We start from the raw sequence: 13,319 nt of genomic DNA, 5'->3' as shown, positions 1-13,319 counted from the left end.
GTTGCTGCGGTATCGGCTCAGCATGCCGCCAGCGGCGGGCGCCGGCTTGTCCCAGACTCCTGTCCTAGTGCTGGACGATGGCGGCGGCGGTAGGCGGCCGGCGTCTGCCCGGTGCTGCGCTTCAATGCGCGGGTCAGCGCGCTCTGGTCGGCGTAGCCGCTGTCCTGGGCGATTGTGGCGATCGGCCGAGTGCCGTGCGCCAGTTGCTGGCGCACCCAGTCCAGCCGGCGTGCCGCCACCCAGTCCTGCGGCGTACGCCCCAGCGCAGTGCGAAACAGCGCGTGCAGGCGGCTCGGGCTCAGGTGCGCCAGCTGCGCCATGCGCCGCACCGGCCAGTCCTGGCCGGGCGCGGCCTCGACGCGTCGGCACAGCGCCTGCAGCCGCTGCCAGCCACGGGGTGCGGTGTCCGCCTGCAGCCAGGCCAGCACGGCTGCGCCGGCGCGAGCATGGGTGAGGTCGAGGTCGGGATACGGCGCCTGCGCGGCGAGCAGGGCCTGCAAGGGCGGGGGCAGGTCGAGAAAGGGCTGTCGCCGCAGGCGTTCCAGCGCATCGTCGCCGAACGCATCGGTGGCGCAATCGACGATCAGGAAGCGGTTTGCGTCCAGCGCGGACTGCGCATGCCGGGTCTGCGGCGCGACCACCGCCGCGCGGAAGCGGTCCAGATAGCCGCCGCGGCCGTCCACTTCCAGTTCCAGCGTGCCGTGCAGCGGCAGCACCAGCTGCACGTGGCCATGCTGATGAGCGGCGCCGTCGCGGCCGTAGCTGCGCAGGCTGAGGGAGGCGGCGGGGGACATGCCCGTTACGCTAGCGCGCGGGTAGTTGTGAGGGGAAGGGCTGAGATTGGGGATTGGGGGTTTTTGCAAGATCCCGATGCGGGCACCGCCGTTGTAGGAGCGGCTTCAGCCGCGACCAGGCATTCGCGGTAACGCCTTGTCGAGGCTGAAGCCGCTCCTACGGACGCGTCGAGCGGGTCGGTTGCGGTGCGCCTGGGCGATATGGCGGCGTACACCGTGCGCCGGTCGTGGCCGGCGCTGACTCATTGCAGGCGATGGCGTGCGCTGACGCGTGCGGCCGTGAGGACCACACGCGCAGCAACGCCTCAGGTGCCGCCCTGGCCGGCACTCCAGGTATCGCGCAGGGTCACGCTGCGGTTGAACACCGGCGCGTCGGCGCGGTGGTCGTAGCGGTCGGCGACGAAATAGCCGGTGCGCTCGAACTGGAACGCCTGCTCCGGCGCGGCCTGCGCGGCGGCGGGTTCGACGTAGCCACGCACGCTGCGCTTGGAGTCGGGGTTGAGGTGGTCGCGGTAGGTCTTGCCGTCGGACTCGTCGTCGGGCTTCTCCACCGAGAACAGGCGGTCGTACAGGCGGATCTCCGCCTCCACCGCGTGGGCGGCGCTGACCCAGTGGATGGTGCCCTTGACCTTGCGGTTGGCGCCTTCCATGCCCGGACGCGATTCCGGGTCGAGCCAGCCGCGCAGTTCCACGATCTCGCCGGCGTCGTTCTTGATCACCTCGTCGACGCGGGCGATGCCGGCGCCGCGCAGGCGCACTTCGCCGCCCGGCACCAGCCGCTTCCAGCCCTTGGGCGGGACTTCGGCGAAATCCTCGTGCTCGATCCACAGCTCGCGCGAGAACGGCACCTCGCGCGTGCCGAAGCTGTCGTCCTTGGGATGGTTGGAGAAGGTCAACGTCTCGCTGTGGCCTTCCGGGAGATTGCTCAACACCAGCTTCAGCGGCTCGATCACCGCCATGCGCCGCGCGGCATGCGCGTCCAGGTCTTCGCGCAGGCAGCCTTCCAGCACCGAGAAATCGATCACCGAGTTCTGCTTGCTGATGCCGACGCGGTCGACCAGCAGGCGCAGCGCGGCCGGCGTGTAGCCGCGGCGGCGCAGGCCCTGCAGGGTGTACATGCGCGGATCGTCCCAGCCGTCGACCAGGCCTTCGGTCACCAGTTGGGTCAGCTTGCGCTTGCTCATCACCGTGTAGTTGATGTTGAGTCGCGAAAACTCGATCTGCCGCGGCTTGCCCGCCTCGCGCGGCAGGCCCTTGTCCAGCAGCGGCTGCAGCAGCTCCGGGTGGCCGGCCAGGTCGACCTTGTCCACGCACCAGTCGTACAGCGGGCGGTGGTCCTCGAACTCCAGCGTGCACAGCGAGTGGGTGATGCCTTCCACCGCATCGCCCAGCGAATGCGCGAAGTCGTACATCGGGTAGATCGGCCAGGCGTTGCCGGTGTTCTGGTGCTCGACGTGCTTGATGCGGTACAGCGCCGGATCGCGCAGGTTGATGTTGCCGCTGCTCATGTCGATCTTGGCGCGCAGGGTGCGCGCACCGTCCGGGAACTCGCCGGCGCGCATGCGCCGGAACAGGTCCAGGTTCTCCTCGACGCTGCGGGTGCGGTACGGCGAGTCGCGGCCGGGCTCGGTGAGCGTGCCGCGGTACTCGCGCACCTGCTCGGCGGAGAGGTCGCAGACGAAAGCGTGGCCGTCGCGGATCAGCTTCTCGGCGGCCAGGTAATACACCTCGAAATAGTCCGAGGCGTGGCGCAACTCGGCCCAGTCGAAGCCCAGCCAGCGCACGTCGTCCTGGATCGCGGCGACGAATTCGGGGTCTTCCTTGGCCGGATTGGTGTCGTCGAAGCGCAGGTTGCAGCGCCCGGCGAACTCGGCGGCGATGCCGAAGTCCAGGCAGATCGCCTTGGCGTGGCCGATGTGCAGGTAGCCGTTGGGCTCGGGCGGGAAGCGGGTGCGGATGGCCGTGTGCTTGCCGCTGGCCAGGTCCTCGCGGACGATCTGGCGGATGAAGTCTTTCTTCTCGGCCGGGGCGGAGGCGTCGGTGGCGGGGGTGTCGGACATGCGCGCGTCAACAAATTGGGTGCGCAACAGTCTACTCGCGTCAACAAAAGTTGACCGTATGTTGACGTTTGTTGACGCAAAAGGGCTTCCGGCGGCTGGTTGCGACCTGTGCCCACGGCGTACTCTGCCGATCTTCCACTGCGAGAACGCGCCATGCCTTTGCTCAGCCTCGTCATCCGCGCCAAGCGCCCGTCCTCGGGCGTGCGCCGCGCCGCGCGTGCGGTCGCCACACACGGCTGAGGAGCCGATCATGCAGATCGCCTACCGTGCCCAGCACCTGATCGATGCGCATCTGGCCAAGCACGCACTGGAGGACGCCGGCATCACCGCCTTCGTGTTCGGCGAGGCCCTGCTCGGCGGCGCGGGCGAACTGCCGTTCGGCGTGGTCCAGGTCTGCGTGGCCGACGAACTGCTGGAAAAGGCCCAGGAAGTGCTGATGGCCTTAGGCCTGGGCGGGCAGGTGACGCGGGCGATGTAGGTTGGGTGCCGGGATTGGGGATTGGGGATTCGCAAAGGCAGCATCCCGCTTTTGCCAATCCCCAATCCCGATTCCCCAATCCCGGCCTTGAAACGGCCATCGGGCAGCGCCATCCACAAGGCATCGCCGTCGCTGCCAGGAGTCCGTGCCATGTTGGGAATCGGTGCCTTCAAGCAGCGTCTGCCGCGTCCGGGCGAGAGCCTGCCGGGACGCGCGCAGCCGCTGCCGCTGCACAACCGTCACTTCGTCAATGGCCATCCGTTGCGCGATGCCTTCGCCGGGCTGGAGCAGGTGCAGTTCGGTCTGGGCTGTTTCTGGGGCGCCGAACGCAAGTTCTGGTCGCTGCCGGGCGTGTTCAGCACCGCGGTGGGCTACGCCGGCGGGCAGACGCCCAATGCCACTTATCGCGAAGTCTGCTCCGGCCAGACCGGCCACACCGAGGCGGTGCTGGTGGCGTTCGATCCGCAGGCCGTGCGTTTCGAGCAGTTGCTGCAGACCTTCTGGGAGAACCACGACCCCACCCAGGGCATGCGCCAGGGCAACGACACCGGCACCCAGTACCGCTCGGCGATCTACTGCACCACCCAGGCCCAGTACGACGCCGCGCTGGCCAGCCGCGACGCCTACCAGCAGCGCCTGGACGCCGCCGGCTACGGCGCCATCACCACCGAGATCCGCTTCCCGGCGCCGCCGTTCTACTACGCCGAGGACGAGCACCAGCAGTACCTGGCGAAGAATCCAGGCGGCTACTGCGGCCTCGGCGGTACCGGGGTGAGCTGTCCGATCGGGCTGGAAGCCTGAGCCTCAACGCGGAGGCTGCGCCGCGGCCGACCGGCGCTCGGCTGCGGCGCGCCTGTACGCTTCGTGCGGGCTGCCCGTGTCCGTCCTTTGCTGGCCGGGAGCGGCTGAAGCCTGGGGTACTTCTGATCGAAGTCGCTTGTGAGCCGGTAAGCAGCTTCCGCACACGCGGAGAGCCATGCCAGAACGGGGGTCAATAGCAACATCGCCAGCGCGATCCCACCGGCAATTTGTTTGGATGGCTCAAAGAGATTGAAGGCGGCAGGTGCAAGCAACCAGGGGGCGAATGCGGCCACGTACAGCGCGATGGCTGCTTTTCGATAGCTTCCGGCTGATTTCCAATTTCCTTTGGGCACGAAGCGCGACTTGTCGTTCGACACGCCAATCATGCCCTTGGCCATCTTGCAGTAAGTCAGCACCCGGACTGCATTGCTGCGCTCCAACGCGATTCTGATGTCGTCGCCGTCGAGATTGCCGCCAATGGCATTGCCGACCGCGATCTGCAAGGCGGCCGCATCCGCATGCCGCCAAGCGCCGCCCAGCGAAAGCGCATAAAGGCGTTGCGTGCGTTTCACGGAGAGACCGAGAAAGCCCGTCCTCCATTTGAGGAAGAACATGGGAAGCGCGCCGGCGGCGGCGATGACGCCGGCGATGTTGCTGTAGCGACCTGCGAACTCGGCGAGTGACATGCTGCGTCTCCGAACTGAATTCGGCTGCATCAAGCCACAGCCCTCTCTCAAAGAGCGAGACCGATCCTCGATGGGCGCGGCGCCGGCGTGCGTCCGGCCGCCCGCCATCATCTGCTTATTTGGTGATGCCCGCGGTGCCCTTGCCGGTGGCGGGCAGCAGCCGTGCCGCGTAGCCGGAAAGCTGCAGGGCCTTGCGCGGCGACAGGTCGGCCTTGAGTCGTGCGATCGCCGCCTCGCCGTGGCGATTGCGGCCGAGCGCGTAGTCGGTCCGTGCCAGTTCCAGCGTCGCGCGCTGGCGAACCGTCAGGTCGCCGAAGGGGTCGAAGAACGAATCCACGCGCGTGCGGTCCTGCACGCCGGTCCAGCCGAACGCCAGCTCCGCCGGCGCTTCCTCGGCGAGCCGCGCGTAGCGGCGCCGCGCCTCGGCCGGTGCGATCTGGCCGCGCAGCAGGGCCAGGCGGGTCCGCAACAGCGCCGTTTCGGCGGCCGGCGCCTCGGTCGCGTATGTATCCAGAACGTGCGTCATCCAGGCCCAGTCGACGTTGCCGGTGTCGGCCTGGGCGCCGAGCAGGTTGAAGGCCAGGATCGCCGCGCGCTGCGTCGCGGTGGTGGCGCGCTCGACCGCGTCCGCCGTGGGCCGACCCAGCGTCGACGGCTGTACCAGCGCGATCGCCGGATCGTGCGCGAGGATCGCTTCGAGGTCCGGCTTGTGGAAGTAGCCGACCACCACCAGCACGGTCTTGCCTGGATGCGCCAGCGCCGCGGCGCGGATGCGCTGGGCCTGCAGGAAGGTGCGGTACAGGTACAGGCGCCGTGGCAGGTCCTGGTCGGCGCGCGGCGCCGGGGTCTGCGCCCACTTCTGCACCGCGGCCAGGTTCTCGGCCGCATCCGCCGCGAAGAAGTCGCGTTGCAGGGCGGCCTTGTCGGGGAACGCCAGGAAGCCCTGGAAACCCTGCTCACGGCGGAGTTCCAGCGGGGTGTCCAGATCCATGCCGAAGCCGAGTCTGGCGTCCTCCACCGGCGGCATCCAGTCGATCGGGCACACGGCCACCGCGTGCGTCGCGGCGTAGGGCAGGATCACGCCCTGCACCTCGTAGGTGTACTCGTAGTAATCGCCGCGTGCCGCCTGCTCCGGCGGGCGTTCGATACACACCGCGTCCGGCGCGAGTTGCTCCAGGAATGCCGCGAGCACCCCCGGCTGGTCGCGTTCGGAGACCAGTTGTGCGGCGTGCTCCACGCCCAGGATCGCAACCCGGGTCGGCGTCGGCGTGGCGGACATGCCGGTGGCACTGGCGGTGGCACCGGCAAGCGCCAGCGAAAACAAACAACGCGCCATCCATCCGCGCATGCAGCCTCTCCTGTCGAAGTCGTGGAAGCACCCTGCCGGCGCACCTGGGACAGGCGCCGCGCCATGGCGCGACCGCGACGTCGCGCTCAGCCGCCGATGGCGTACTGCAGGGTGTGGCGACAAGTGTAGTCATGCGGCACGGCCGCCGTCTGCATGACAGGTGGCACTGGTCGCGCTACACGAACTCGGCGGCGAACATCTGCCGCATCTGCGCGATCTGCTCCTCGCGCTCGGGATGCAGCAGGCGCAGGCATTCCTCGGCGAAACTGACCGGGCTGGTGCCCGGGGCGGTGATCAGGCCACCGGCGCTGACCACGCGGCGGTCCTGGTAGTGCGCGCTGCCGGCATAGACGCCGGCGTGCTCGCGCAGGAAGGCTTCGGAATTGCTGGTGTGCGGGCGGGTGTCGAGCAGGCCGGCGTAGGCCAGCGCCAGGGTCGCGCCACAGATCGCCGCCACGCCGCGGCCAGCCTCCAGGCGTTGTTGCAACAACCCGCTCAGGCCCGGGATCTCGCCGGCCTGCCAGCGGTCGCTGCCGGGCAGCAGCCACAGGTCGGCGTCCAGCGGCGCCAGGTCCGACAGCGCATAGGTAGGGTGGAGGTCCAGTCCGCCGATCGAGCCGACCGGCTTGCCGTCGATGCTGGCGATCTGGATCTCGTCGCCGAACCAGGCCCGTGCCGCCGGCAGGATGATGCCGATTTCCCAGTCCGCCACGCCGTCCACCATCACTACCGCGATCGTTGCCATTGCCTTGCCTCTGCATTCGGGCGCGCAGCATAGCCCGGCGAAAGTTGCGGCCGCGCCAACGCGGTGTCGAAAGCATCGTGGGTAAGGCGCATTGCGCCTGCGCCTGTTTTCAGGGTTCCGTGTGCAGTGCGCATTGGTACTCGCGCGGTGCGACCGCCTGCACCGGCGGCATCCGATCGAGAGGGCGGCGGCAGCGAGCCAGGGACCGCTTTACCGATTCCCCATTCCCGCACCCAAGCGCGGCATCGCCGCACTTGGGGCTGCGCCGCTCAGCCGACCAGCTTGTGCCGGATCGTGTCGCGCAGGGTCTGCAGGTCCTTGGCGAAGGTGTCGATGCCGCCGGCCAGCTTCTCGGTGGCCATCGGATCGGCGGCCAGGTCGGCGGCGAAGCGCTTGGCGTCGATCGGTTCCACCTTGGCGCCATCGGCCTGGCCGGGCGAGAGCTTGCGCGGCAGCGGGCCATGATCGGCGTCGAGCTTCTCCAGCAGGTCCGGCGAGATGGTGAGGCGGTCGCAGCCGGCCAGTGCCTCGATCTGCGCGGTGGAGCGGAACGAGGCGCCCATCACCACGGTCGCCGAGCCGCGGCGCTTGAACTCGTCGTAGACCCCGCGCACGAACTGCACGCCCGGGTCGTCGTCGATGGTTGCCGGGGTCTGGCCCTTGGCCACATACCAGTCGAGGATGCGGCCGACGAACGGCGAGATCAGGAACACCCCGGCCTCGGCGCAGGCCAGCGCCTGGGTGCGGTTGAAGATCAGGGTCAGGTTGCAGTCGATGCCGTCCTTCTGCAGCTGCCGCGCGGCCTCGATGCCTTCCCAGGTCGCGGCGACCTTGATCAGGATGCGGTCCTTGGCAATGCCATGTTCGGCGTACATGGCGATGAACTTGTGCGCCTTGGCGATGGTGGCGGCGGTGTCGTGGGCCAGGTCGGCGTCCACTTCGGTGGAGACGCGGCCCGGCACCAGCGCGCTGAGCTTGGCGCCGACGCCGATGGTCAGGCGATCGGCGATTTCGTCGACCAGGGCGGCGTGGTCGCCATCCTGGCCGCGCGCCCAGGCCAGCGCCTCGTCGATCAGGTCGGCGTAGACCGGCAGGTCCAGCGCCTTCTTCACCAGGGTCGGGTTGGTGGTGCAGTCCACCGGCTTGAGCCGCTTGATCGCGTCGTAATCGCCGGTATCGGCCACGACCACGGACAACTCGCGCAACTGGGCGAGCTTGGAGGGGGCGGAAGAGGTCATCGGTATCTCTCGGGAACGAGTGGGAAAACGCGTGGAAACAAGGATAGGGCCGCGCACGTTAACGCGCTGCGCGCGCGTTGTCGTCGTCGGCGCGCTGCACCGCGGTCACGCGCAGGCGCAGCGGGCGTCCGCCGGGCGCCTGCCAGTCGATGGACTGGCCTACGGCCAGGCCGAGCAGGGCGCTGCCGACCGGGGCCAGCACCGAGATGCGCGCATGCGCGGCATCGGCTTCGTGCGGATAGACCAGGGTCAGGTGGTGGCGTTCGCCGTGCAGTTCGTCTTCGCATTCCACGCGGGAATGCATGGCGACGATGCCGGGAGGAAGTTGGTCCGGTGCCACGACGGTGGCGCGGTCGAGTTCTGCGCCCAGCGCGAGCGCGGCCGGGTGCTGGTGCAAGGCAGGGGAGTCGAGCAGGGCTTCCAGGCGCGCGAGGTCGCGGCTGGAGACGATCAACGAGGGCGGCAGGCCGCTGTGGTGTTGCGAGGTCATGGACAGGCTCCGGTTTGGTTGGCACAACGAACGGGGGCGGCACCGCGCCGCCCCCGTTCCCATTGTGCAAGCAAGCCGGCGCCGATGCGACGCCGCGGCCAGGCCGGCCCTGCTCAGGCCACCTGGCGCGGCGTCTGGCTCGGCAGCGGGGCCTGCGCCGGCAGGGTGAACAGGTCTTCGGGCAGCGCGCCGAACAGGTGCGCCAGTTGCTGCAGGAACGCGCCCATCGCCGAACTGCGCCGCCACAGCATGGCGATGCGCCGGCTTGGGCCGCCGTCGGGCGCGAACGGCAGCAGGCGCAGATTCGGCGGATTGGCCACCGGCGGTTGCACCGCCAGCAACGGCAACAGGGTCACGCCGACGTTGGCGGCGACCATCTGCCGCAGCGTCTCCAGGCTGGTGGCCTGGAACTCGGCCTTCTCCAGTGCGCCGGACAGATGGCACACGTCCAGCGCCTGGTCGCGCAGGCAGTGCCCGTCCTCGAGCAGCAGCAGGCGTTGCGCGTGCAGTTCGTCCATGGTCAGCGGGGTCGGCCGCCGCGCCAGCGGATGCTGCTCGGGCACCGCCAGCACGAACGGTTCCTCGAACAGGAATTCGGCGTGCAATTGCTCGTCGTGCAGCGGCAGCGCCAGCAGCGCCGCGTCCAGCCGGCCTTCGCGCAGGCGGGCCAGCAGCACGTCGCTCTTCTCTTCGATCAGCAGCAGTTCCAGCTGCGGGAAGCGCTCGCGGATGCGCGGGATCACGTGCGGCAGCAGGTACGGGCCAAGCGTGGGAAAGATGCCCAGGCGCACGGTGCCGGCTTCCGGATCCTGGCTGCGCCGCGCCGCCTCCTTCATCTGCTCGATCTCGGCGACGATGCCGCGCGCGCGGCTGGCGGCTTCGCGTCCGGCCGGGGTCAGCATGACCTTGCGCGGGGCGCGTTCGACCAGCGGCACGCCCAGTTCGTCCTCGAGTTTCTTGATCTGCGTGGACAGCGTCGGCTGGCTGACGAAGCACGCCGCGGCGGCGCGCCCGAAATGCTTGTGATCGGCCAGCGCCACCAGGTATTTCAGATCACGCAGGTTCATCGGCGGAGTCCTTGAGACGCAGCGGCGGGAGGTGACGCAGGGTCACAGCATAGAGCGTGTGGTGCACGTGACGGCGAGACAGATGGGGCGTGCGCCGTGGAGGTGGCACGCCCTGGCCCCGCGCCGGCAATGCGGCGCGGGACGGGTGCGGATCAGGCCGCTTCGGCGACGCTGCCGCTGGCGACCGGTGCGCTGTGGCGAATCAGGTGGTCGAACGCGCTCAGCGCCGCCTTGGAGCCTTCGCCCATGGCGATGATGATCTGCTTGTACGGCACCGTGGTCGCGTCGCCGGCGGCGAATACGCCCGGCAGCGAGGTCTGGCCGCGGTCGTCGACCACGATCTCGCCGCGCGGCGACAGCGCCACCGTGCCCTGCAGCCATTCGGTGTTCGGCAACAGCCCGATCTGCACGAAGATGCCTTCCAGGCTCAGGCGATGCACGTCGCCGCCGACGCGGTCCTTGTACACCAAGCCGGTGACCTTCTGCCCGTCGCCCAGCACCTCGGTGCTCTGCGCGTTGACCAGGATGTCGACGTTGCCCAGGCTGCGCAGCTTGCGCTGCAGGACGTCGTCGGCGCGCAACTTGCTGTCGAACTCCACCAGGGTGACGTGGCTGACGATGCCGGCCAGGTCGATCGCCGCTTCCACGCCGGAGTTGCCGCCGCCGATCACCGCCACGCGCTTGCCCTTGAACAGCGGGCCGTCGCAGTGCGGGCAGTAGGCCACGCCCTTGTTGCGGTACTGGTCTTCACCGGGCACGTTCATCTGCCGCCAGCGTGCGCCGGTGGACAGGATCACCGTGCGGCTCTTCAGCGAGGCGCCGTTGGCCAGCTTGACCTCAACCAGGCCGTCGGCACCGGCCGGCACCAGCTGTTCGGCGCGCTGCAGGTTCATGATGTCCACGTCGTACTGGCGCACGTGCTGCTCCAGTGCCGCGGCCATCTTCGGGCCTTCGGTTTCCTGCACGGAGATGAAGTTCTCGATCGCCATGGTGTCCAGCACCTGGCCGCCGAAGCGCTCGGCCGCCACGCCGGTGCGGATGCCCTTGCGCGCGGCGTAGATCGCCGCCGCCGCGCCGGCCGGGCCGCCGCCGACCACCAGCACGTCGAACGGCGCCTTGGCCGCGATCGCCGCCGCATCGCGCTTGGCCGCACCGGTGTCGAGCCGGGCCACGATCTGCTCCAGGGTCATGCGGCCCTGGTCGAACACTTCGCCGTTGAGGTACACGGTGGGCACCGACATGATCTGCCGCGCCTCGACCTCGTCCTGGAACAGCGCGCCGTCGATCGCCACGTGCTGGATGTTCGGGTTCAGCACCGCGGCCAGGTTCAGCGCCTGCACCACGTCCGGGCAGTTCTGGCAGGACAGCGAGAAATAGGTTTCGAAGCGGTACTCGCCGGGCAGGTTGCGCACCTGCTCGATCAGTTCGGCGGTGGCCTTGGACGGGTGACCGCCGACCTGCAGCAGCGCCAGCACCAGCGAGGTGAACTCGTGGCCCATCGGCAGGCCGGCGAAGCGCAGGTGGATGTCGTGGCCGGGGCTGTTCAGCGCGAACGAGGGCGCGCGCTCGCCGCTGTCGCGGTGCACGTCCAGGGTGATCTTGTCCGACAGCAGCACCAGGTCCTCGAGCAGGTCGAGCATCTCGCGCGACTTGGCGCCATCGTCCACCGACGCGGTGATGTGGATGGGCCGGACGACCCGCTCCAGGTAGGCCTTCAACTGGGTTTTCAGATCGGCATCCAACATGGCGGACTCCTGACGTTGGGCAAAACGAGGGGGAGGCGAGCTGCCGGAGCAGCGCGCCGCGTATTGGGAGGAGGGATGAACCGCAGCCGGCGCCGGCGGGCGATGCCGGCTGCGGTTCACCCCCACCCCCGCGCTAGGCGGAGATGGGAGCGAGGGCGGCTTAGATCTTGCCGACCAGATCCAGCGACGGCTTCAGGGTCTTCTCGCCTTCCTTCCACTTGGCCGGGCACACCTCGCCCGGGTGCGCGGCGACGAACTGCGCGGCCTTGAGCTTGCGCAGGGTCTCGGTGACGTCGCGGGCGATCGCGTTGTCGTGGATCTCGAGGGTCTTGATCACGCCTTCCGGGTTGATCACGAAGGTGCCGCGCAGGGCCAGGCCTTCTTCCTCGATGTGCACGCCGAAGGCGCGGGTCAGCTGGTGGGTCGGATCGCCGACCAGCGGGAACTGGGCCTTGCCCACCGCCGGGGAGGTTTCGTGCCACACCTTGTGCGAGAAATGGGTGTCGGTGGTGACGATGTAGACCTCGGCGCCGATCTTCTGGAACTCGGCGTAATGCTCGGCGGCGTCTTCCACTTCGGTCGGGCAGTTGAAGGTGAAGGCGGCCGGCATGAAGATCAGCACCGACCACTTGCCCTTCAGGTCCGCGTCGGTGACTTCGATGAATTCGCCGTTGCGGTAGGCGTTGGCCTTGAACGGCTGGACCTGGGTGTTGATCAAAGACGACATGGAGTTTCCTCGTGGTTGCAATAGGGGTCGGGGGATGGAACGAGCCTCATGATAGGGGGCACCAATAGATCCCTCAAATCGATTGATGGAATTGAATAGATAGGTTTCTTCTATCGATTCTCAAGCCTGGCTCTTTGCTGCACTGCCGCACGATGGCGCCAGCCACCCTTGGCGCATGGGCGTCGGTCCGTTCTACCACGTTGGCTTTTCCGCGCTCGCTGCGTCATCGTGACAGCGATGAATGCGCCTACCCCCGAGTCCCTGCTGCGCGCGGCCTGCACCCAGGTCGAGCGCGGCGATGCCGAAGCCCTGCTGCTGCACGCCCTGCAGCGCGACCGTGCATGGCTGTTCGCGCACGCCCGCGAGCCGCTGGCGGACGAGGCGGCGGGCCGGTTCCAGGCGCTGCTGGACCGGCGTGTACAGGGCGAGCCGGTGGCCTACCTGACCGGCCGGCGCGGGTTCTGGACCCTGGACCTGGCGGTCGGACCGGCCACGCTCATCCCACGCGCGGACACCGAGCGGCTAGTGGAATTGGCGCTGGAGCGGCTGGACCTGGCACCGGGCCGCCGCGTGGCCGACCTCGGCACCGGCAGCGGCGCGATCGCCCTGGCCCTGGCCAGCGAGCGGCCGCAGGCGCAGGTGCTGGCCACCGACCTCAGTGCGGCCGCCCTGGCGGTGGCGCAGGCCAATGCGCACGCGCACGGCCTGGACAATGTCACCTTCGCCCACGGCGCCTGGCTGGAACCGCTGGCCGGCCAGCGCTTCGATCTGATCGCCAGCAACCCGCCATACATCGCTGCCGACGACCCGCACCTGCAGCAGGGCGACCTGCGCTACGAACCGGCCAGCGCGCTGGCCTCCGGCCCCGATGGCCTGGACGACCTGCGCCGGATCGTCGCCGATGCGCCGGCGCATCTGCTGCCCGGCGGCTGGCTGTTGCTGGAACACGGCTGGGACCAGGGCCCGGCGGTCCGCGCGCTGCTCGAGGCGGCCGGCTTCGCCGAAGTGGCGACCTACCAGGACCTGGAAGCGCGGGATCGGGTCACGCTGGGGCAGCGCCTGGCGGCGTAAGCCGGCAGCGGTGGATGGAACGCCGCGACGTGCTTGAGCGCGCTCGGTTCGGGCGGTGGCGCGACGTTA

13 protein-coding genes are annotated in these 13,319 nt (G+C 69.0%); 3 read left to right on the top strand and 10 right to left on the bottom strand.

Annotated features, from left to right (window positions below; translation table 11 throughout):
* Positions 1–17: 17 nt before the first annotated feature.
* Both GGR64_RS05150 and GGR64_RS05145 read right to left on the bottom strand, forming a co-directional pair.
* Complete coding sequence (locus GGR64_RS05150; protein WP_184644388.1) at positions 18–794, bottom strand: AraC family transcriptional regulator; 777 nt, start codon at positions 792–794, stop codon at positions 18–20.
* A 305-nt stretch (positions 795–1,099) separates the two neighbouring features.
* Positions 1,100–2,854, bottom strand: coding sequence for a glutamine--tRNA ligase/YqeY domain fusion protein (locus GGR64_RS05145; RefSeq protein WP_184644386.1), 1,755 nt, complete (start codon positions 2,852–2,854; stop codon positions 1,100–1,102).
* A 250-nt stretch (positions 2,855–3,104) separates the two neighbouring features.
* Here GGR64_RS05145 and GGR64_RS05140 point away from each other — a divergent pair, with 250 nt between their 5' ends.
* Both GGR64_RS05140 and msrA read left to right on the top strand, forming a co-directional pair.
* Complete coding sequence (locus GGR64_RS05140) at positions 3,105–3,332, top strand: DUF2007 domain-containing protein (protein ID WP_017915895.1); 228 nt, start codon at positions 3,105–3,107, stop codon at positions 3,330–3,332.
* A 150-nt stretch (positions 3,333–3,482) separates the two neighbouring features.
* Positions 3,483–4,133, top strand: coding sequence for a peptide-methionine (S)-S-oxide reductase MsrA (gene msrA / locus GGR64_RS05135; RefSeq protein WP_184644384.1), 651 nt, complete (start codon positions 3,483–3,485; stop codon positions 4,131–4,133).
* Here the strand turns inward: msrA and GGR64_RS05130 are convergent.
* The 8 genes from GGR64_RS05130 to ahpC all read right to left on the bottom strand — a co-directional run bounded on the left by GGR64_RS05130 (position 4,079) and on the right by ahpC (position 12,179).
* Positions 4,079–4,819: a hypothetical protein gene (locus tag GGR64_RS05130; protein WP_160966916.1), complete on the bottom strand. Its 741-nt coding sequence runs from the start codon at positions 4,817–4,819 to the stop codon at positions 4,079–4,081. The genes msrA and GGR64_RS05130 overlap by 55 nt on opposite strands.
* A gap of 115 nt (positions 4,820–4,934) precedes the next feature.
* A complete protein-coding gene (locus GGR64_RS05125; RefSeq protein WP_260302846.1) occupies positions 4,935–6,167 on the bottom strand; it encodes a hypothetical protein in 1,233 nt (410 codons plus the stop codon).
* Positions 6,168–6,342: 175 nt separating this feature from the next.
* Positions 6,343–6,912: a type 1 glutamine amidotransferase family protein gene (locus GGR64_RS05120; protein WP_184448309.1), complete on the bottom strand. Its 570-nt coding sequence runs from the start codon at positions 6,910–6,912 to the stop codon at positions 6,343–6,345.
* Positions 6,913–7,181: 269 nt separating this feature from the next.
* Positions 7,182–8,150, bottom strand: coding sequence for a transaldolase (gene tal, locus GGR64_RS05115; RefSeq protein ID WP_184644382.1), 969 nt, complete (start codon positions 8,148–8,150; stop codon positions 7,182–7,184).
* Positions 8,151–8,208: 58 nt separating this feature from the next.
* Entirely contained in the window at positions 8,209–8,640 is a 432-nt protein-coding gene (gene rnk, locus GGR64_RS05110; RefSeq protein WP_167087300.1) for a nucleoside diphosphate kinase regulator, read from the bottom strand.
* A gap of 113 nt (positions 8,641–8,753) precedes the next feature.
* On the bottom strand, positions 8,754–9,707 hold the full coding sequence (locus GGR64_RS05105) for a LysR substrate-binding domain-containing protein (protein WP_184448307.1): 954 nt from the start codon (positions 9,705–9,707) through the stop codon (positions 8,754–8,756).
* Between the two features lie 152 nt (positions 9,708–9,859).
* Positions 9,860–11,452 carry an alkyl hydroperoxide reductase subunit F gene (gene ahpF, locus GGR64_RS05100; RefSeq protein ID WP_184644380.1) on the bottom strand — a complete coding sequence of 531 codons (1,593 nt, stop codon included), beginning with the start codon at positions 11,450–11,452 and terminating at the stop codon, positions 9,860–9,862.
* 160 nt (positions 11,453–11,612) lie between these two features.
* Positions 11,613–12,179 (bottom strand): alkyl hydroperoxide reductase subunit C, encoded by a 567-nt coding sequence (gene ahpC / locus GGR64_RS05095; RefSeq protein ID WP_043093067.1) that lies wholly within the window; start codon positions 12,177–12,179, stop codon positions 11,613–11,615.
* Positions 12,180–12,416: 237 nt separating this feature from the next.
* Here ahpC and prmC point away from each other — a divergent pair, with 237 nt between their 5' ends.
* Positions 12,417–13,250: a peptide chain release factor N(5)-glutamine methyltransferase gene (prmC, locus tag GGR64_RS05090; protein WP_184644379.1), complete on the top strand. Its 834-nt coding sequence runs from the start codon at positions 12,417–12,419 to the stop codon at positions 13,248–13,250.
* The last annotated feature ends 69 nt before the right edge of the window (positions 13,251–13,319 follow it).

Source organism: Xanthomonas sp. 3307 (genome assembly GCF_014199735.1).
Taxonomy (GTDB): Bacteria; Pseudomonadota; Gammaproteobacteria; order Xanthomonadales; family Xanthomonadaceae; genus Xanthomonas_A; species Xanthomonas_A rydalmerensis.
Note: the sequence above shows the minus strand (reverse complement) of the source record. Positions and strands in the feature narration are given on the sequence as shown.

Coding starts and splice junctions, on each gene's coding strand:
- GGR64_RS05150 (WP_184644388.1), bottom strand. CDS start 794: ATGTCCCCCGCCGCCTCCCTCAGCCTGCGCAGCTACGGCCGCGACGGC.
- GGR64_RS05145 (WP_184644386.1), bottom strand. CDS start 2,854: ATGTCCGACACCCCCGCCACCGACGCCTCCGCCCCGGCCGAGAAGAAA.
- GGR64_RS05140 (WP_017915895.1), top strand. CDS start 3,105: ATGCAGATCGCCTACCGTGCCCAGCACCTGATCGATGCGCATCTGGCC.
- msrA (WP_184644384.1), top strand. CDS start 3,483: ATGTTGGGAATCGGTGCCTTCAAGCAGCGTCTGCCGCGTCCGGGCGAG.
- GGR64_RS05130 (WP_160966916.1), bottom strand. CDS start 4,819: ATGTCACTCGCCGAGTTCGCAGGTCGCTACAGCAACATCGCCGGCGTC.
- GGR64_RS05125 (WP_260302846.1), bottom strand. CDS start 6,167: ATGCGCGGATGGATGGCGCGTTGTTTGTTTTCGCTGGCGCTTGCCGGT.
- GGR64_RS05120 (WP_184448309.1), bottom strand. CDS start 6,912: ATGGCAACGATCGCGGTAGTGATGGTGGACGGCGTGGCGGACTGGGAA.
- tal (WP_184644382.1), bottom strand. CDS start 8,150: ATGACCTCTTCCGCCCCCTCCAAGCTCGCCCAGTTGCGCGAGTTGTCC.
- rnk (WP_167087300.1), bottom strand. CDS start 8,640: ATGACCTCGCAACACCACAGCGGCCTGCCGCCCTCGTTGATCGTCTCC.
- GGR64_RS05105 (WP_184448307.1), bottom strand. CDS start 9,707: ATGAACCTGCGTGATCTGAAATACCTGGTGGCGCTGGCCGATCACAAG.
- ahpF (WP_184644380.1), bottom strand. CDS start 11,452: ATGTTGGATGCCGATCTGAAAACCCAGTTGAAGGCCTACCTGGAGCGG.
- ahpC (WP_043093067.1), bottom strand. CDS start 12,179: ATGTCGTCTTTGATCAACACCCAGGTCCAGCCGTTCAAGGCCAACGCC.
- prmC (WP_184644379.1), top strand. CDS start 12,417: ATGAATGCGCCTACCCCCGAGTCCCTGCTGCGCGCGGCCTGCACCCAG.